We start from the raw sequence: 18,905 nt of genomic DNA, 5'->3' as shown, positions 1-18,905 counted from the left end.
TGAAAACAATGATAAGAAAACGCCGCTCACAGCATTGGTATGGCAAGCTGGACAAGGATGGTTTCATCCACCGGTCTTGGATGAAGAACCAGGGCTTTCCCGATCACGCCTTTGATGGCCGCCCCATCATCGGCATCTGCAATACGTGGTCCGAGCTCACACCCTGCAATTCGGGCCTGCGTGACTTGGCCGAGGGCGTCAAACGCGGCGTGTGGGAGGCTGGCGGCTTCCCGGTTGAGTTCCCGGTGATGTCACTGGGCGAGACGCAAATGAAGCCCACAGCCATGCTATTCCGCAATCTGCTGGCCATGGATGTCGAGGAATCGATCCGCGCCTATGGGATTGACGGAGTCGTTCTGCTGGGTGGATGCGACAAGACCACTCCGGGGCAGCTGATGGGGGCGGCTTCGGTCGATCTGCCTTCGATCGTCGTTAGTTCAGGACCGATGTTAAACGGGAAGTACCGCGGCAAGGATATTGGGTCGGGAACGGATGTGTGGAAGTTCTCCGAAGCTGTGCGCGCCGGAGAGATGACCCTGAAGGACTTCATGAGCGCCGAGTCCGGCATGTCGCGCAGCGCGGGTGTCTGCATGACCATGGGCACGGCGTCAACGATGGCGTCTTTGGTCGAAGCGATGGGAATGAGCCTGCCCACTAACGCTGCCCTGCCCGCTGTAGACGCCCGCCGGATGGCGCTGGCGCATCTGACCGGAAAACGGATCGTTGAGATGGTGGATGAAGACCTGAAGCCTTCGGACATCCTGACTAAAGAAGCATTTGAAAACGCAATTCTGGCCAACGCTGCCGTGGGCGGATCGACCAATGCCGTAGTCCATCTGCTGGCGCTGGCCGGTCGTGTTGGAGTGGACCTGACACTCAAGGACTTCGAAATTGGGTCGGACATCCCTCTGCTGGTCAACTGCATGCCCTCGGGCAAATACCTGATGGAAGACTTCTGTTATGCTGGCGGCGTTCCTGTTGTGTTGTCCGAGCTCAAATCCTTTTTGCGGCCTGCGAAAACTGTTTTGAATAAGGATATCTCAGCCCACTACGAAGGTGCCGAGTGCTTCAACACAGACGTCATCCGCCCCTTCAACGACCCGGTGAAACCCGCCGCTGGTCTGCGAGTCCTGCGCGGCAATCTCGCACCGAACGGAGCCATTGTGAAGCCTTCGGCGGCAACAGATGCCCTGCTGGAAACCGAAGCCGAAGCTTACGTTTTCGAAAGCATCGAGGACCTCAAGGCCAATATCGATCGGGACGATCTTCCGGTAACGCCCGAAACCATTCTTGTACTCAAAGGTTGCGGCCCAAAAGGTTATCCCGGAATGCCGGAGGTTGGAAACATGCCTATCCCGGCAAAGTTGGTCAAGGAAGGCGTCCGTGACATGATCCGCATTTCGGATGCCCGCATGTCCGGCACCGCCTTTGGAACCGTTATCCTGCATGTCAGCCCTGAAGCACAGGCTGGCGGTCCGCTTGCGCTGGTCAAAACCGGCGACCGTATCCGCGTTTCCGCCAGTAAGGGCGAACTGGAGCTGCTGGTCGACCAAAAGGAACTGGACGCACGCCGCGCCGCGTGGCAACCGGACGATCCGCATTACACCCGCGGATACGCAAAACTCTATATCGACCACGTGCTGCAGGCGGATCAGGGAGCGGATCTTGATTTCCTTGTCGGCAAAGACACCCGCCTTGTCACCAGAGAGAGCCACTGATGGATCAACCAGCCACTTTTCCCGATCTAAACGGCGCTTCGGTCTATATCACCGGCGGCGGCTCTGGCGTAGGGGCAGCCCTGACGGATGGGTTTTTAACCCAAGGCGCAAACGTTGCCTTTATCGGCCGTTCAGACGCCAGTGCTTTCGTTGAGGAAATGCGGGACAAGCACGGACGTGCGCCCCTGTTCATGCAAGGCGACATGACGGATACGGAATTGCTGCACGTCACGATGCAAAAAGCGGCAGAAGCCCATGGTCCAATGGACGTACTGATCAACAACGCAGCCAATGACAAACGCCACTCGCTTGATGAAACAACTACCGAGTTCTGGGACTGGATGATCGAGGTGAACCTCAAGGCCTACTATTTCGCCTGTCAGGAGGCTGCGCGCCAAATGGCCGGCAAAGGGGGATCAATCGTCAACTTCAGCTCGATCAGCTATATGATGGGGAATGCGGGTTACCCGATTTATACGACTTCGAATGCCGGGATCACTGGGATGACACGGTCTTTGGCGCGCGAGTTGGGGCCGCAAAAAATCCGCGTGAATGCGTTGGCCCCCGGATGGGTCCTGACGCAAAAGCAGTTGGACATGTGGGCCACACCCGAGGATCTGGCTGCCCATATGGACCGGCAATGCCTGAAAGAACACCTGACTCCCGAAGACATGATCGCACCGACATTGTTCCTTGCCTCCGATGCCAGCCGCGCGATGACCGGCCAGTGCATGGCAGTGGATGGCGGTGTCGTAGTTACGGGGTAACGCCATGAGAGCAGAGTGGATTGCAGTCGACTGGGGAACATCTCATCTGCGAGCCTGGGCGATGCAGGGGGAAACAGTCGTGGCTCAGGCGCAGTCTGACCTTGGTATGGCGCGGCTCGGTAAAGATGAGTTTGAATCGTCACTGCTGGACCTGATCGAAGACTGGTTGGATGCCGATCCCGTCGACGTTGTGGCCTGTGGCATGGTCGGCGCGCGGCAAGGTTGGGTTGAGGCGCCGTACTCGGCTGTTCCCTCAGCCCCGGTTCCGGTGGCACCAATTCGCGTGCCGAATACCGATGCTCGGATACGGGCATTTGTTGTGCCCGGCCTGAAACAGAACACGCCGCCGGATGTCATGCGCGGTGAGGAAACCCAAATCGCCGGGTTTTTGGCAAACCATCAGAACTGGGACGGTGTCATCTGCCTTCCCGGGACACACACAAAATGGGTTCAGGTCAGCGCCGGAGAAATCGTGAGCTTTCGAACCTTCATGACTGGCGAGATGTTTGAGCTTTTGAGCAAGCAATCGGTATTGAAACACTCGGTCGGAGACGGTTGGGACGAGGTCGCTTTTGCCGAAGCCGCCGCTGACACACTGTCGAAGCCCGAGCAACTGGCCGCGCGCCTGTTTGGCCTTCGCGCTGCGGATTTGCTGCATAATCAGGACAAGGCGACCGCCCGGTCCCGATTGTCCGGGCTTTTGATCGGTGCGGAACTGGCCGCAACGCGCCCCTATTGGCTGGGGCAGCAACTGGCGATTATCGGGGCCGACGGTATCTCTCAAATCTATGCCAGTGCGCTGCAACTTCAGGGGGCTTTCGTGGAGACTGCAAATGCCACGCAATGCACCTTGGCTGGTCTTTCGCAGGCCCGAAAACTAACGAGGCAAACCGCATGAACCGCCCTATCATCGCAATTTTGCGCGGCCTAAACCCTTCCGAGGCCGTGGAAGTGGGCCGCGCCCTGATCAACGCAGGCATTGATAAGATCGAAGTACCCCTGAATTCGCCCGATCCGCTGGACAGCATTGCTTTGTTGGCCACAGAGTTTGGCGACCAAGCCCTCATCGGTGCTGGAACTGTGCTGAGCCCCGAACAAGTAGAGGCGGTTGCGGGCGTCGGTGGCAAACTGATCGTTTCGCCGAATTGCGACACCGATGTGATCACCCGATCTGTCGCAATGAATATGCAGAGCTGGCCTGGCGTCTATACCCCAACCGAGGCGTTTGCCGCGCTCAAGGCTGGCGCCACCGGGTTGAAGTTGTTTCCCGGCGTCATGGCCGGTCTGACCGGTTTAGCCGCTTTACGGCCTGTGTTGCCAACCGGCACTCTGGTTTATGCGGTCGGTGGCGCGGGTCCGGAAAACTTCGCCGAGTGGATCGAGGCTGGCGCCGATGGATTCGGCATCGGATCGGCCCTGTTCAAACCTGGCATGGCGGTTCCTGACGTTGCGGATCGGGCAAACCGGATCATCGCAGCATACGATGAGGCCGCTGGATGAGTTCTATTTTTGACGACCGCCCATGCGAGCTTGGCGAAGGTCCATTATGGCATCCGGAACGGCAACAGTTGTTCTGGTTCGATATCGTCAACAAGCGATTGATGACGCAAGACGCAGGCGAACAACACAGTTGGCAGTTTTCCGAACACGTCTCGGCCGCTGGATGGGTGGACCATGATGTATTGCTGCTGGCCTCTGAAACCGGGCTGTGGCGGTTTGAGCTGCTCAGTGGCCAAAAAGATCTGATCGTACCGCTCGAGGCGGACAACCCAGTCACGCGTTCCAACGACGGGCGCGCGGATCCTTGGGGCGGGTTCTGGATCGGAACCATGGGGAAGAACGCGGAAGACAGGGCAGGCGCGATCTATCGGTTCTGGCAAGGAGAGCTTCGCCAGCTGGTGCCGGGTGTCACAATTTCGAATACGATCTGTTTTGCACCGGATCGATCCTGCGCATATTACGCGGATACGGTCACGCAACAGGTTATGCGCAGGTCCCTTGACCCGGACTCTGGCTGGCCTGACGGCAAAAGCGTTGTGTTTCTGGATTTGAGAGACGATGGCCTCTATCCCGACGGCGCGGTTGTTGATGCTGACGGCAATGTCTGGATCGCCCAATGGGGTGCCAGCCGTGTTGCCGCGTACGATTCGACTGGTCGGTTTCTGCGGGCAGTGCCCTTTCAGGCCGCGCACACCTCATGCCCTGCGTTCGGCGGAAAAGATCTGACAACTCTGTTCTGCACCACGGCGCGCGATGGTCTGGATGCCGACGCGCTAAGAACCCAACCAACCAATGGCATGACCTTTGCCGCCATGGGCGTCAGCAAGGGTCAATCGGAACACAGAGTCCTTCTATGAAAGCAGAACTTGGCGTTTGCTATTACCCGGAACATTGGCCCGAAGCCAAATGGGCCGAAGACGCAGCCCTTATGGTCGAAACGGGGCTGGCCTGGGTTCGGATCGGCGAGTTCGCATGGAGCCGGATGGAGCCCAAGCCCGGCGAGCTGCATTTTGACTGGCTGGACCGTGCGATTGAAACGTTGGGAGATGCCGGGCTTAAAGTTGTCTTAGGAACCCCGACCGCGACGCCTCCGCGATGGATGATCGAAAAACATCCAGACATGTTAGCAGTGGACGCGCAGGGAAATGCCCGCAAGTTCGGGTCGCGCAGGCATTACTGCTTTAGCCATCTGGGCTATATTGAGGAATCCGTCCGCATTGCCCGGACTATGGGTGAACGCTATGGACGTAACCCTCATATCGCCGCCTGGCAGATCGACAACGAATATGGATGTCACGACACCACGGTCAGCTACAGCCCATCTGCTCTGCACGCCTTTCAGCTTTGGCTGAAGGACCAATACACCAGCATTGATGCGCTGAATGAGGCATGGGGCAACATATTCTGGTCAATGGAGTACGGCGATTTCGACCAGATCGATTTACCCAACCTGACAGTGACCGAACCCAATCCAGCGCACGTGCTGGCGTTCCGACGCTTCAGCTCGGATCAGGTGGCCGTATTCAACAAGGCTCAAGTTGATGTGCTGCGTCCTTTGACAGATGCACCGCTGTTGCACAACTACATGGGGCGGATTCTGGATTTCGACCATTTCAAAGTCGGTGAGGATCTGGATATCGCCACATGGGACAGCTATCCGATCGGGTTCCTTTCCGACCGGCTGGAAGCTGACGAGGCTCATAAAACTGCATTCCTCCAACAGGGCGACCCGGACATGCAAGCCTTTCACCATGACCTATATCGGGCAGTCGGCAGTGGGCGTTGGTGGGTGATGGAACAGCAACCCGGACCGGTGAACTGGGCGCCTTACAATCCAGCCCCCCTGCCCGGCATGGTACGGCTTTGGTCGCTTGAGGCCGTGGCGCATGGGGCCGAGGTCGTCAGTTATTTTCGCTGGAGGCAAGCACCTTTTGCGCAAGAGCAAATGCATGCCGGTTTGCTGACACCGGACAACCGCCCTGCCCCCGGATTGACCGAGGCGAAACAGACCGCGGATACTCTGAGAGACCTCGGCGACGTGGTTCAGACACCAGCACAGGTCGCCATCCTGTTCGACTATGCATCCGACTGGGCATGGACAACACAGCCGCAGGGCGCCGGATTTGACTATTTCAGATTGGTCTTCTCGGCTTATCGGGCTCTGCGACGGGCTGGTCTTTCTGTTGATTTCGTTTCGCCAACCGACATCCCGAACAATGGCTATGCAATCATTCTTGCCCCCGGGCTTGCGACATTGGACAGTGATCTGGAGCGTCGGCTCACCGAAGGGGGCGATCTGGTCATCCTTGGACCGCGCAGCGGTGCAATCACACATGATTTCCAGATCCCGGCAAAAGGTCGCCCGGATCTGACCAGCCTGAATTGCGAGGTCGATCTGGTCGAGACGCTACCACCCAACGTGCAGCGGCCGGTCAACGGCGGCGGCGCAGCGCAGCATTGGATTGATCGGCTGTCCGGATCAGCTTCCAAATTGTTGAGATTTGCGGACAGAACACCTGCGCTGATAGGCGAAAAGGGCCTCTGGTATCTGGCGGGTTTTCCGGATGAGGCACTGTGGGACCGGGTGATCGAAATGGCGGCGCGCGAGACCGGAGTGGCCCTGAACCCGATGCCTGAGGGACTGCGACGCCGCGATACCGTTGCCCACACTTTCCTTATCAACTACAACGCCCAACCGGTTGCGTGGAATGGTCAGGTCATTGACGCCTGCGATGTTGCAATTTTGAAAAACGAAACGCCCGAAGAGGGGTAAACCTCCTCGGGCGCATTTCATTGTTTAGACACTGCACCTATTGGTCAGTTTGAAGGCTGTTGGGGTCGAACGCCCCTCCAAACCCGCCGTTGTTAGACGGCGGAGTTTCGGAATCTGAGCCCTCTTCTTCTGCATCACCGCCCAAAGAGTTTGGGGCGAACACGTTGCCAAAGCCGCTATTGTTAGATGGCTTAGGCGTGGATTGCTGTGCGCCACCCTGTTCAGCCTCTTCAGCCTCACGCTTTTTGCGTTGTTCCTCGCGCTGCTTGCGCAATTCTTGAATACGCTGTTCGGCTTCTAGGCGTTTTTGTTCTTTGACGTTGGCGATACACTGGCCGGGGTTATAGGCCGTCGCGGTGCCAACCACGGTGATTGTGGCAACTGCGAACACGACGAGCAAAACGGCAGCCATGTTACCTGAAAAGAAGCTCGGCAGTTTGATCTTGCCTGCCAGTTCTTCAACCGTTGCCTTCTTACGAGCCGCTGCCACCAATTCCTGACGTTTCAGCTTGGCTTCATTCAGCAGCGCAAAGAACACCGTCAACGCCACGATGAGGAAGGCTAGTGCCGAGATCGCAGGCGTGATGCCATAGCGGACTTTCTGTGCCAATTCGATCGTCAGCGTCGGGTACTCACCAAAGGTGAATGTGGTGGTGTTGTAGTTCTCGAACGAGGCGAGGAACGCCAGCACCGCCGCCGACGCAATCGCGGGACGCATGAAAGGCAGCAAGATCTTGCGGAATGCCTGCGCATGTGTCGCGCCAAGGTCCAAAGCTGCCTCGGTCAACGCGATGTCGTACCTTTGCAAACGCGCCACCAGCACCAACATGCAATAGCTGGCGATAAAGGTGGACTGGCCGATCACTGTCAGGAAAATACCGTTCGACAGAAAGCTGTCAGCACCCAGCCCCAGCATCCGGTTGATCCGATCCCAGAACACCAGTGTCGAGATACCCAGAACAACACCCGGGATCAGGATCGGCGCGATTATGATGGTGTAGTAGGTCGCGCGTAGCTTAGGCCAGATCTGGGTCAGCATCAGCGCACCGGCCAGACCCATTGCCACAGACAGAACAACTGTGCCAGCGCCAATGATCAGCGAGTTCTTGATGCCGTTCAGGATACGTTGATCCTGAAACAGCTCGCCAAACCACTGGAAGGTCAGGCATTCCCACGGCGTCATCCTCGGGAAAGCCGAAGAGTTGAACGCCGTGACCGACATGATCACCAACGGACCAAGCAGGTACAGGAAGAAGATGACCAGATAGGCCCAGATGCTTACACGAAGGAAGGAATTGTTCATTTCCCGATGTCCCCCATGTTCACCTTGAACAGGCGCATCATCGCCAGAACGAACAGGATACAGGTCACCAGAAGAACGATGGCGTAAGCTGCACCTTGCGGCCAGTCATTGTTGTCGTTGAACTGCTGATAGATCAGCTGTGTGAACCACAAGGACGAGGGCCCGCCCAGAATCTGCGGTGCAGCCAGCGCACCGGCGCTCAACATGAAGACCATCGTACAGCCAGAACTGATGCCCGGCTTGGCATAGGGAATGACCACCCGCCAGTGAATCCGCCACCAGGGCGCACCAAGGTCACGCGCGGCCTCGATCTGGTTCCCGTCCAGACTTTCAATGACGTTATACATCGGGAAGATCATTAGCAGGATGTAGGCATAGCCCAGACCAGCATAGAGCGCGATGTCGTTGCGAATGAAGTCGAATGGCGTATCAAAGATACCCAACCCCATGAACAGGGTATTCAGAACACCGGTTTCGCCAAAGATGATCCGCAACGCAAAGGCCCGCAGGATCTCGTTGATCCAGTAAGGGATGATCAGCATGATCGCAAAGATGCGGATATGGCTGCCCTTGGACTGACCGAGGTAATAGGCGATCGGATAACAGATGATCAGGTTGAAGATCGTTACACAGACCGCCGCAATCAGCGTCCGGAAGAACACCCGCAGGTCGACAGCATTATAAGACTGGCTGCCCCCTTCGGGTCCGTAGATCAGGTATTTGTAGTTCTCCAGCGTATAGACGTCCTTGGGCCCACCAATCTCTGGCGGTGGCAGGTTCGGACGGAAGGAAAAGTCTAGCATCGACAGCTGGGGCAGGATGATCAGGCCGATGGTCCAGAACAGGACGAGCCCCAAGATCGCGAGCCCCATGCCGGTGCCGTTACGGTTGAAGAATTCTTTCAGGAAGCCGGGCATTGTCTGGCCTCCTTATTCTGCGGCCAGTTCACCAGCCGGAACCAAAACCGCATTGCGGGTCTCGTATTCCAGCGTGATGTTCTGGCCGGTGTGGTCCTCGAAGGACTGGCCGAGGTTCGGCAGAGACACCTTGATCTCTTTGCCGCCGTCGCCTTCGGTGAAGATATTGAAGACGTTACCTTCAAATTCCTCATGGTTCACCCGAGCGGTCACAAAGTGATCGCCTGTGGCACCATCCGGGGCAATCGCAAATGCTTCGGGGCGAATGAACATCATGGCGTCGTCGCCTTCTTTCATTTTCCCTTGATTGGCAGTCGAAATGCGAGCCACCAAATCACCGGAGCGGTTCGTCGCGATTAGCGCCTCATTCCCCATGACTTGTTTAATTTTGCCGCGGAACACGTTGTTTTCCCCAACAAATGACGCTGCAAATGCGGTGTTCGGATCATTGTAAATCGTCTTGCCATCAGCGATCTGGTCTATCACCCCCGCCCGCATAACGGCGATATTGTCCGACATGGTCAGAGCTTCCCCCTGGTCGTGGGTGATGTAGATGAAAGTGATGCCGACGCGTTGCTGGATCTCGCGCAATTCGGTGCGCATGTGTTGACGCAGCTTGAGGTCAAGCGCCGACAGCGGCTCGTCAAGCAACAGCACATCAGGTTCGGCGCACAGGGCGCGGGCAATCGCGACGCGCTGACGCTGACCACCAGATAGCTCACTCGGCAGTTTGTCGCCCTGCCCCGGCAATGCGATCATGTCCAAAAGCTCATCGGCGCGCTTTCGGCGCTCAGCGGTGCTGGCTCCCTTGATCTCAAGCGAGAAGGTGATGTTCTCCCAGACTTTCATCAGCGGAAACAGCGCAAGGTTCTGAAAAATCAGTGCTGTCGGACGTTTATTCGGCCCAATACCGCGCATATCCTTTCCGCCGATCAGGACTTTGCCCTCACTGGGGTCCAAAAAGCCCGAGACCGCTCGGAGGATCGTCGTCTTACCACAGCCCGAGGGGCCGAGGAACGAAAAGAAGTCGCCCCCGTTGATATTCACATTGGCGTCCCGCACGGCGACAAAGTCTCCGAAGCGGATCCACAGGTTTTCAAGATCTACACCGACCCCTGCACTCATTTTTGGTATCTCCGTCTGGCGCGATTCCCCTTCGCACCGAAAATGGATCCGTCACGCCGTCACGACGCGCGGGTTCATAGCCCTCCGCACATTGGCGGAGGGCAGGTTTGCATAGCGATTAAGCGCTTTTGAACTTGTTGACGAACTCGGTCCGGGTTTCGGCGTACCACGGAGCCTCAGCAGGCCATGGGTTCAGGTTCGCCAGCGAGTCGCCTGGATAGGCCTCGGCAAAGTTCTTTTTGTAGGTGTCGCCGGCATATTGGTCCGCACCCAGAACCGGCGAGTTATAGCCGTGGCTGTCAATGGCAACACCCGCAGGCTTGGCCTGATACGCGAAGTCGATAAAGGCATAGACCTGATCGATGTTCTGCGCGCCGGTCGGCATCGACATACCGTCGACCCATGCCATCGCACCTTCGATGGGAGCCTGATAGTGGACCGGCTCACCCGCCGATTTCAGTGCGAGCGGCGGACCATCCCAGGTCTGACCAACAACAACGCCTTCGTTCAGCAGGCCGTTCTTTTGGGTGTCGGCATCGTTCCAGATCAGTTTGATCCGGTTCTTCCGCTCGATGCACCAGTCGGTGATCTGGCCCCAGACCTTGCGCATGGTTTCTTCGTCGCCGTATGCGGCCCAAACAGAGCCCGGCTCCATCTCGCCTGAGCGCTCCATATACAGACCTGCACCCAGCATCATCGAATGCGCGCGACCCATGGTCTTGCCTGCGTTCTCTTCCGACCAGACGTCGCCATAGGACGGCGCATCGCCTTCGGGCAGCCAGAGGTCGGTGCGATAGGCGATGCCTTCGGTGCCCCAGATGTGTGGCAACCAGTGCACGCCGCTGTCGCCAAAGTTCCACGCATCGGTGCCGATCTGCGCCATTGCAGGGTTCACCAGATCGATCGGAACCTTGCTCATGTCGAAGGGCTGCAGCAGTTCCAGCGGCTCCCACTGGAGAGAGCGGTTGTTGGTCGGCGAGACGATGTCAAAGCCTTGGCCCTTGGTGGCCTTCATCTTGTTGATGATTTCTTCGTTCGACCCAATGCCGGTGTAGTTCACTTTGATTCCTGTCAGAGTTTCAAACTCTTGCAGGAACGCAGGCGGCAGGTAATCCGACCACATCAGAATGTTGATTTCACCCGAAGATGCCAGCGCGCTCTTGCTGTAAAGAGGCGCAGCCAGAGCAGCCGCCCCCGCGCCTTTCAGGACAGAGCGTCTGGAAAGGTTTTTCCGTTCAGCCATTTTTGGATCTCCCGTTATTGGACTGTGTTGTTTTGTTGTTATGGTTGTCACGCTAGAACTTTGCGGCGGTATTGTCAGGCCAAAAGTGACAGTTGAAAAATTTCATATATCCAGTTGGCGCTTTCACTTTGCATCCAGCCAAATTCAATTCGCAGGGTCATCAGCCCAGATTGAAACCCCACAGGACGGGATCAAAGACGAGCCCACAAGAAAATTGCGCGTTTCGCTCGCAGGCAGGCGGCGCTCTGTATCCCCAAAGTTAAAGGCGAAACTCAGTGCCCCACGACGTGTGACTCTAAGATCAGAACCGCAATCCAAAACGGGAATTTCCGCCCATTTCAAAACCTCTTGAAGGACAGACTTCAACAACGAACCGCGGGGAACCATTGCCAGATAGGTTGCCTTATCTGAACGGACAATCGCTGGGCTGTTGTCCCGGTATTTGCTGGAAAAACGTGCTGTTACAGTGGCATCTGATTCCAGAATCTCGCGCCAGCCGGAAAAACCGTGCGTTGCGCCATCCACCAGATGCACCGATTCCTCCGCAAGGTCGGGCAGTGATTCGACCCGCAGGACCTTCACGCCTGTCAGATCCCCCAATACTCCGGGGGCCAGATTTCGCGGCGTGTGCATGTCTTCCGTCTTGCTACCAGAGCGGGCACCAATCAGAAGGCGCGCACCGCATCCCTTCAGCTTTGTGGCCAACTCGGCCGAGACAATCATACATTGCGGAATAACGATCAGAGCGTATCCCGAGATATCGTCGTCCGGACCCAAAAAATCCAGATCGACCCCAAGGGACCGCAGTGCCGCGTACCATTCTCGCGCTATATGAGTGTTAGGAAAGTCTTCGTCGTGGGGCAGTATATTTGCGGCCCAGATTGATGGGTAATCTAGCACCATTGCCACTTGTGCGCGGTCTCGTTCTGCCGCTGGAAGCGCGGCGCGTTCCGCCGCAACTTGCGCCATTTCGATTGCAGCCTGATCGATGCTACCATCTGATCGCAACAGCGCGGTGTGAAACTGCTCTTGCGCGTATTTGGCCTGACGCCATCGAAAGAACATCACAGCTTGGGCACCATGCGCATAGGCAGCCCATGTCCACAGCCGGATCATTCCGTCAGCAGGCGACGGATTTTTGGATGCCCAATCGACCGGGCCAGGTTGCTGCTCCAGGACCCACATCCGCCCATTGCCCTGACTGCGATAGAGATCGCAGTGAAAACCCTGATAATCCGGTGCACCGGTTCGAAGGTATCGGCGCTTGTCATCATCTGACAGCGTGGAACCTATTAGGTTGCCCAGCGGATAGCTGTCGAAGCCAACGATATCCAAATCCTTGGCTACGGCGTGGTGGTCAAATTCGAAACTGCCCGCCATGAAGTTGTGGGTAATGTCCCGGCCCGTAGAAAACTCGCGCAGAATGTCCACCTGTGCCCGGTTAAACAGGCGAACTCGGTCGGAAGAATAGCGCATGAAGTCCAACGCATGGGTCGGGTTTGGATTTGCAACCAATCCGTTGGGCAACTCGATCTGATCGAAATCGGAATAGACCGATCCCCAGAACACTGCGCCCCAAGTTCGGTTCAGGGTTTCGATAGTACCGTACCGGTCTGACAACCATTTTCTAAACCCGTCCCGCGCGGCTACCGAATAGCTGAGCACCGTATCATGATCGTTGTATTCATTGTCGATCTGCCAGGCGTGTACAAACTGGTTTTGCCCGTATCGGCGGGCGTATTCGGTCGCGATCCGTTGAGCCTCGGCAAGGTAGACATCGCTGGAAAAGCAGTAATGTCTGCGAGAACCGAACCCTCTGGTTCGACCATCAGGACCAACCGGCAATATCTCAGGGTACTCATCAATCAGCCATTTCGGGGGCGAGGCCGTGGGCGTCGACATCATGACACGCAGACCGGCCTCGCCCAGAATGCCGATCACATCGTCCAACCAATCCCAGTTGAACTGGCCTCGCACGGGTTCAACCAGCCCCCAGGTGAATTCCGCGATACGCACCCAGTCGAGACCCATTTCGACCATCCGTTCAGCATCGTCGCGCCACAGTGATCTGTCCCATTGTTCAGGGTAATAACAAACGCCAAGCTCAAGCTTACTCATCTGCCTTCCCTCGCTGTGCGGCGTTCAATCCACTTTAGGAAACTGGCGCAACCCAAGGTGATTACGACATAAAGGATGGCCGCAGTGTTAAATGGCGCAAAAGGAAGGAAACTGGCCGCCTGAAACTCTCGCATACGCTGTGTCATGTCGCGCACCGACAAGATGGACAACAGCGATGTGTCCTTGATCATGGCGATGAACTCATTGCCCAGGGGCGGCGTCACGATACGCAAAGCCTGCGGCAGGATAATCAACCGTGCGGTCTGCCAGCGCGACAGGCCAAGTGATCCTCCCGCCTCGATTTGCCCGCGCGGGATCGCTTCGATACCCGAGCGAAAAATCTCGGCCATATAGGCAGAGTATCCGACGGAAATGGCAATCACACCGCGCGTCATGTTGGTCATGTCGATACCACCGCCCGTCGCATCTTTGACTGCCCCCGCCAATGGCAGACCGATGTAAAGGATGATCACCAGCATCGGAATGCCCCGGATGGTATCCACGAAGAACTCGGATCCGACTGCCAACGGATGCAGCTTGTGCTGCGCACCACCAATGGTCAGGGTCAGAAGCAGAAAGCCAAGAACGGCGAAGGTCAGCGCCGGATTTCGGTACTTGTCCGGCAGAAAGCTGGTCTGCCAAATCACTGGATGGCCCTGCGTGTGGGTCTCAATCGGAACAAATGCACCGGACACACTGTCGACGGTTTCGATCTGCTCAAGTGCGCTGGCCGGGTCGGTGGCGCTGCGGATGCGGTATTGTTGCTCACCGCCGCCCTCAAACTCGCCAAAACGGATATTGTCCGCTTGCGCCTGCGGCGTGCCACGCACGATTGCGATACGGGCTTCGGTGCTGCCAACAAGCACGTAGTTGACCTGTGGTTGCATGAAAAAGAAAGCCGACACAGCCAGCAGCGTTAGACTGATCGACCCGTATACAACCGTCGTACGTGCCTTGGGCTTAAACGACTGCAGCCCGACCCAAATCAAGCCCAGAATGGCGGCAAATATATAAGCGAAAATAGCCGCCCTGAACGTGATCGCGACGCCTGTCGCAAACTGCCAATGCGCCATGAAGAGTAGATAGAACAGCGTCGCGCCGGTCAGGATCTCAAACCCGGGCTGAGTGATCCCCTGAACCTTTGAGGGAAGGTGTCCACTTACCGCGATCGCCGCAATGAGGAGCGCGTAGACAATCAAAACCGCCTGAAGCCCCGCCTGAACTCGCAAAACGGCGTCTGGGAACAGCGCCCACGGTTGCGAGGAACGGTCGATCAAGGTTGAAGTGTTCTCACTTAGCGCGTGAAAGAACACGGATTCAGCAAATGGCATGAGGGCGTGGGGCGCCACGAAACTCAGGACAGAAAGCGCGGCAGCCGCCGGCAGTGCGCCAATTGCAACGACACGCGACCAGCGCGGAGCGGCATCACGAAACCTGGCCACACGCGCGCTGAGGTACCCCAGAACGGCCACGGAAAGCACCAACAGGAACCCGATGAAAATCGGGCCCGCATTATCACCGATCCCAAGGATCGCCGTCAGCGATCTGAGGTATTTCGAGGATGATGCAAACAGATAGACAATGAACGGAGCGGCGGCGAGCAGAACAAGATTGCTCGGGCGGATCGAGCTTAGACGGGTCATGAAACCTCTCTGCTGAGATTTGACCCGACGTGCGCGCCGTCGGGTCACTTGAGCTGTGGGCGGTTATTCCGTGCCCCAATATTTTGCGACAAGCTTGTCCAGCGTGCCGTCGGCTTTGATAGCCGCCAGTCCTTCATTGATGGCATCAACTGTGGCGTCGCCTTCCTGAAACACGATGCCCAACGGATCCGACTGCAGACCGGTGATCCCTACGGTCAGCTCGCCCGCAAATTCCTGTTCATATGCTGCGGCCGAGGTGCCGTCGATGATGACGCCCTGCACATCCGCATTCTGCAGCGCCAGAATCGCGGCCGAAAAGTTGTCGTACAGGCTGACATTCTCACGCCCGACCAGTTCTTCGGCCAGTTGCGCGTTGGTGGTTCCCGTTTGCGCGGCCAGTTTCTGCCCGCCCGCTTTGAAATCGTCCAGCGTCATGTCGGCATTATCGACCTGCAACAGGATTGCCTGGCTGACGACGATGTACGGCTCGGAAAAGTCCATGCTTTCCTCGCGTTCTGGCGTGATAGAAACGCCTGAAATCACCAGATCAAATTCACCCTGCTGAAGTGCCGCAAAAATACCGTCCCACGCAGTGTTCACGAAATTCGGGACGCAGTTAACCTGCTCGCAGATTGCATTCATAACGTCGACATCAAAGCCCACGATTTGCCCGGTCGTCTCGTCTACGGTTTCCATCGGGGGATAGGTTGCGTCGGTGCCGATCTTCAGCACACGACCCTCAAGATCAGCAGCAAACGCCGTTGGCGCGAAGATGGCAGTCACTGCTGCTGCAGCCAATAGTCTCTTAATCATCTTCAGTACTCCTCTGTTGGTTCACGTTGTGCGCACTTTTCTGCGCATGGGTGTCAGGTTGCCGCTCGATTAGGTTGGCCCTGATCTTTTTTTGGGTCTCCGATGGCTTCGCCCCGTCCAGAGCTTTCAGGATAAACTCTCCCAGCAGGCGGCTGGTTTCCTCAATGGGGACATAATAGGTGCTGGGCGGCGGCACGAAGTATCGGCTGAGTTGCAGGTCATCCGTCGAGATAACGACCAGGTCCTGCCCAATGCAGACGCCTGCCTTGTGAGCAGCGGACAAAACACCCAGGGTCATCGCTTCGTTGGCGCAAATGCATGCCGTGGGACGATCGGTTAGTTGCATCATTGCCTCAAAGGCTTGCCGCCCGGTCCGCGCCGTCGTCGGTCCGTTGAAAATCAATGAGGAATCGACTGGTAAACCTTCGGCTGACAATGCCTGCGCGTACCCCTGTTGGCGTTGCGTCGCATAAATCAGATCACATGGAGGGTTCACCAAGGAAATGCGCCGATGCCCCAATCGCACCAGTCGCTCGGTCGCATCGTAAGCTGCTGCCTGACTGTCGATATCTACATAGGCATGAGGGGTTTCGCCGTCGCTCATCCCCATTGTGACAAAAGGGAATGCGTTTTGCTGAAGAAAAGCGATGCGCGGATCGTGATGCAGCGTTCCAGAAAAGATGACGCCATCGGCAAGCCCGTCCTGAACGATCTTCCTCAATGCCCCCATCGCGTCTTCCAGGTTGGCTACATTGAAAACGCTCAGCTCATACCGAGACCCTTTCAGAGCGGTCGAAATCCCAGCCAGAATACGGGTGAATTCCACGCCTTCCCACTCTTCCTCTGCATCGGCGGACACACTGACCAAAACCGCAACGCGGTAGGATTTATTGGTGCGCAGTTTCAACCCATCCATGTTCACGCGATAGCCAAGTCGGGCAGCAGCGGCTTGAATTTCCGTTCGCGTTTCTTCCCTGACTGTCTCTGACCCTCGCAACGCATTCGAAACCGTCCCGACCGAATAACCGGTTTCCTTGGAGATCGATTTGATGGTCGCGCGGGCCATTACCCTGCCCCAGCCAACAGATGCAGGGACAGATACTTGCGCCCTGTTCGCAATGTCTTGGGCGCATTTGGCGTTTCGTCATGTTCGACAAACAGATCGGCGCAATTGCTGTTGGCCAAAACACCCAAAACCGTAGCCCAATCAACCACTCCGTGGCCTAAGTCGCGCCAACGTTCATCGCCCTGCCCGCCTGACGGGTTGACGTCCTTGGCATGAACGGAAACGATCTTGTCGGAATACCTGCGCAGCAACTCGATCGGGTTTGGATCAGTTAGAACCAGCCATCCCAGATCTGGCTGCCAGTGCAGGTTGTGATGCGACAGGATGATGTCCAACGGTGTTTCACCAATTCGCCCCAGTAGGTCAAAATCATGGTTGTGATAGGCCAGGCGAACCCCATGATGCGACAACTGGTCGGCCCATACGGTCAGTTGCTGCGCCATCGCGACCCAGCTGTCAGTTGATTGGGGTCTTTCTTCGGGCGCCAACCAAGGCATGATGGCCACTGGGCAATCCACCAGCCCTAGAAAGTCCACTATTTCGTCAAAGCGGGTTTCGAACTCGGTCCAATCAAAATGTGCGGACCGAACGGTAAGCCCCGCCTGTTGAGCCAGCTGCGCGACCTGAATTGGCGTGCTGTCGTGGAACCCGATGGTTTCAATGTCGGTAAATCCGCAGCCCGCAACCAATTCAAGCTGGGTCTTTAGATCCCCAACTTTCCGCACGGTATAAAGCTGCGCCGAAATTCGCATAGACAGGTGCCATAGCCAATTGAAACGTTTCAATTAGCTTGAAACAGGGACGCTGCTCTTGTCAAGCTTGGCTGCCGCCTGGGTTAATGCCGCATGGAAAGCCCCTGATGAAACAGGTGAACCTTTTCCGGTTCTGCTGATACGGCGACACTTTGTCCCCGCATATTTTTCTGAACACCCGGCAGTTTGGCGATAGTGGCGTCTTCGCCGTCCTTGGCTGCGAAGTAGAGCAGCGTGACCTCACCCAGAGCTTCAGTGAAATCCACGACACCTTCCAAAATCGGATTGGCGTCGACTGGGTGAAAATCCTCGGGACGGACCCCAATGTTCACTTGCTTTCCCGCGTCTGCCTCTGTTGTGGCGATGTCGGAAACCGCGGTCCCGCCGCCATCAAGCTTTACGACGGTTTGCTCTCCAGTCTGCGTGATGACGCCCGGCAACAGGTTCATTGCCGGGGAGCCAATGAACTGGGCGACAAACTCGTTGTCAGGCGTTTCGTACAACTCAAGCGGTGTACCCACCTGCGCAATTCCCTTGTTGGCAAGGACCACGATCCGACTGGCCAACGTCATCGCCTCGACCTGATCGTGAGTGACATAGATCATCGTGCTGTCCGGCATCGCCTCTTTCAAACGTGCGATCTCGATCCGCGTAGCGACCCGCAAAGCGGCGTCAAGGTTAGAAAGAGGTTCATCAAACAAGTATACCTTCGGATCACGCACGATGGCCCGACCAATGGCGACCCGCTGGCGCTGACCACCGGACAGAGCCTTGGGCAGGCGGTCCAGAAACGGTTCAAGCTGCAGAATACGAGCAGCGCGCTCGACGGCTGCGTCTACCTCGTCCGACGGCATTTTGGCGATCTTCAGAGCAAAGGCCATATTCTCGCGCACCGTCATGTGCGGGTATAGCGCGTAACTCTGGAACACCATTGCGATGCCCCTTTGTGCCGGGGGAACGTCATTCATGACCTGCCCCTCGATCTCCAGCGTCCCGCCGGTGATCTTTTCGAGCCCCGCAATCATGCGCAACAAAGTGGATTTACCGCAGCCGGAGGGACCGACAAACACGATCAACTCACCGCGTTCAATATCCAGATTGATGTTCTTGAGGACATCGACATTGCCATAGGTCTTCGCCACATCCGTGAGATTGAGTTCCGACATA

General features: G+C 56.8%; 16 protein-coding genes. 6 read left to right on the top strand and 10 right to left on the bottom strand.

Annotated elements, in window-relative coordinates; translation table 11 throughout:
- Positions 1-8 precede the first annotated feature (8 nt).
- Genes ACR0J0_RS12725 through ACR0J0_RS12700 form a run of 6 tightly spaced genes read left to right on the top strand, consistent with a single transcriptional unit; the run spans position 9 to position 6,758 of the window.
- Positions 9-1,718 carry an IlvD/Edd family dehydratase gene (locus ACR0J0_RS12725; protein WP_480664482.1) on the top strand — a complete coding sequence of 570 codons (1,710 nt, stop codon included), beginning with the start codon at positions 9-11 and terminating at the stop codon, positions 1,716-1,718.
- The gene (locus ACR0J0_RS12720) at positions 1,718-2,485 is read left to right on the top strand and encodes an SDR family NAD(P)-dependent oxidoreductase (RefSeq protein ID WP_480664481.1); all 768 of its coding nucleotides are present in this window, start codon (positions 1,718-1,720) and stop codon (positions 2,483-2,485) included. The genes ACR0J0_RS12725 and ACR0J0_RS12720 overlap by 1 nt, the downstream gene beginning before the upstream one ends.
- Positions 2,486-2,489: 4 nt before the next feature.
- The gene (locus tag ACR0J0_RS12715; RefSeq protein ID WP_480664479.1) at positions 2,490-3,383 is read left to right on the top strand and encodes a 2-dehydro-3-deoxygalactonokinase; all 894 of its coding nucleotides are present in this window, start codon (positions 2,490-2,492) and stop codon (positions 3,381-3,383) included.
- Positions 3,380-3,985: a 2-dehydro-3-deoxy-6-phosphogalactonate aldolase gene (locus tag ACR0J0_RS12710; RefSeq protein ID WP_480664477.1), complete on the top strand. Its 606-nt coding sequence runs from the start codon at positions 3,380-3,382 to the stop codon at positions 3,983-3,985. Before ACR0J0_RS12715 ends, ACR0J0_RS12710 begins: the two co-directional genes overlap by 4 nt.
- Positions 3,982-4,842 carry an SMP-30/gluconolactonase/LRE family protein gene (locus ACR0J0_RS12705; RefSeq protein ID WP_480664475.1) on the top strand — a complete coding sequence of 287 codons (861 nt, stop codon included), beginning with the start codon at positions 3,982-3,984 and terminating at the stop codon, positions 4,840-4,842. Before ACR0J0_RS12710 ends, ACR0J0_RS12705 begins: the two co-directional genes overlap by 4 nt.
- Positions 4,839-6,758: a beta-galactosidase gene (locus ACR0J0_RS12700; RefSeq protein WP_480664473.1), complete on the top strand. Its 1,920-nt coding sequence runs from the start codon at positions 4,839-4,841 to the stop codon at positions 6,756-6,758. The genes ACR0J0_RS12705 and ACR0J0_RS12700 overlap by 4 nt, the downstream gene beginning before the upstream one ends.
- 37 nt (positions 6,759-6,795) lie before the next feature.
- Here the strand turns inward: ACR0J0_RS12700 and ACR0J0_RS12695 are convergent, their stop codons facing one another.
- The 10 genes from ACR0J0_RS12695 to ACR0J0_RS12650 form a co-directional block, all read right to left on the bottom strand.
- The gene (locus tag ACR0J0_RS12695; protein ID WP_480664471.1) at positions 6,796-8,061 is read right to left on the bottom strand and encodes an ABC transporter permease; all 1,266 of its coding nucleotides are present in this window, start codon (positions 8,059-8,061) and stop codon (positions 6,796-6,798) included.
- Positions 8,058-8,978 (bottom strand): ABC transporter permease, encoded by a 921-nt coding sequence (locus ACR0J0_RS12690; protein WP_155148465.1) that lies wholly within the window; start codon positions 8,976-8,978, stop codon positions 8,058-8,060. Before ACR0J0_RS12690 ends, ACR0J0_RS12695 begins: the two co-directional genes overlap by 4 nt.
- Positions 8,979-8,990: 12 nt before the next feature.
- Positions 8,991-10,103: an ABC transporter ATP-binding protein gene (locus ACR0J0_RS12685; RefSeq protein WP_480664468.1), complete on the bottom strand. Its 1,113-nt coding sequence runs from the start codon at positions 10,101-10,103 to the stop codon at positions 8,991-8,993.
- Between the two features lie 118 nt (positions 10,104-10,221).
- On the bottom strand, positions 10,222-11,346 hold the full coding sequence (locus tag ACR0J0_RS12680) for an extracellular solute-binding protein (protein WP_480664466.1): 1,125 nt from the start codon (positions 11,344-11,346) through the stop codon (positions 10,222-10,224).
- Positions 11,347-11,490: 144 nt separating this feature from the next.
- Entirely contained in the window at positions 11,491-13,464 is a 1,974-nt protein-coding gene (locus ACR0J0_RS12675; protein ID WP_480664464.1) for a beta-galactosidase, read from the bottom strand.
- Positions 13,461-15,107 (bottom strand): amino acid ABC transporter permease, encoded by a 1,647-nt coding sequence (locus tag ACR0J0_RS12670; protein ID WP_480664462.1) that lies wholly within the window; start codon positions 15,105-15,107, stop codon positions 13,461-13,463. The genes ACR0J0_RS12675 and ACR0J0_RS12670 overlap by 4 nt, the downstream gene beginning before the upstream one ends.
- Before the next feature lie 63 nt (positions 15,108-15,170).
- Complete coding sequence (locus tag ACR0J0_RS12665; RefSeq protein ID WP_480664460.1) at positions 15,171-15,920, bottom strand: basic amino acid ABC transporter substrate-binding protein; 750 nt, start codon at positions 15,918-15,920, stop codon at positions 15,171-15,173.
- Positions 15,913-16,986 carry a LacI family DNA-binding transcriptional regulator gene (locus tag ACR0J0_RS12660; protein ID WP_480664458.1) on the bottom strand — a complete coding sequence of 358 codons (1,074 nt, stop codon included), beginning with the start codon at positions 16,984-16,986 and terminating at the stop codon, positions 15,913-15,915. The genes ACR0J0_RS12665 and ACR0J0_RS12660 overlap by 8 nt, the downstream gene beginning before the upstream one ends.
- Complete coding sequence (locus ACR0J0_RS12655; RefSeq protein ID WP_480664456.1) at positions 16,986-17,738, bottom strand: sugar phosphate isomerase/epimerase family protein; 753 nt, start codon at positions 17,736-17,738, stop codon at positions 16,986-16,988. The genes ACR0J0_RS12660 and ACR0J0_RS12655 overlap by 1 nt, the downstream gene beginning before the upstream one ends.
- 83 nt (positions 17,739-17,821) lie before the next feature.
- Positions 17,822-18,904 carry an ABC transporter ATP-binding protein gene (locus ACR0J0_RS12650; protein ID WP_480664454.1) on the bottom strand — a complete coding sequence of 361 codons (1,083 nt, stop codon included), beginning with the start codon at positions 18,902-18,904 and terminating at the stop codon, positions 17,822-17,824.
- Position 18,905: the final 1 nt, after the last annotated feature.

This window comes from Ruegeria sp. BF12 (genome assembly GCF_056538705.1).
The sequence above is the reverse complement of the archived record's forward strand: the minus strand, read 5'-3'. Positions and strand labels throughout refer to the sequence as shown.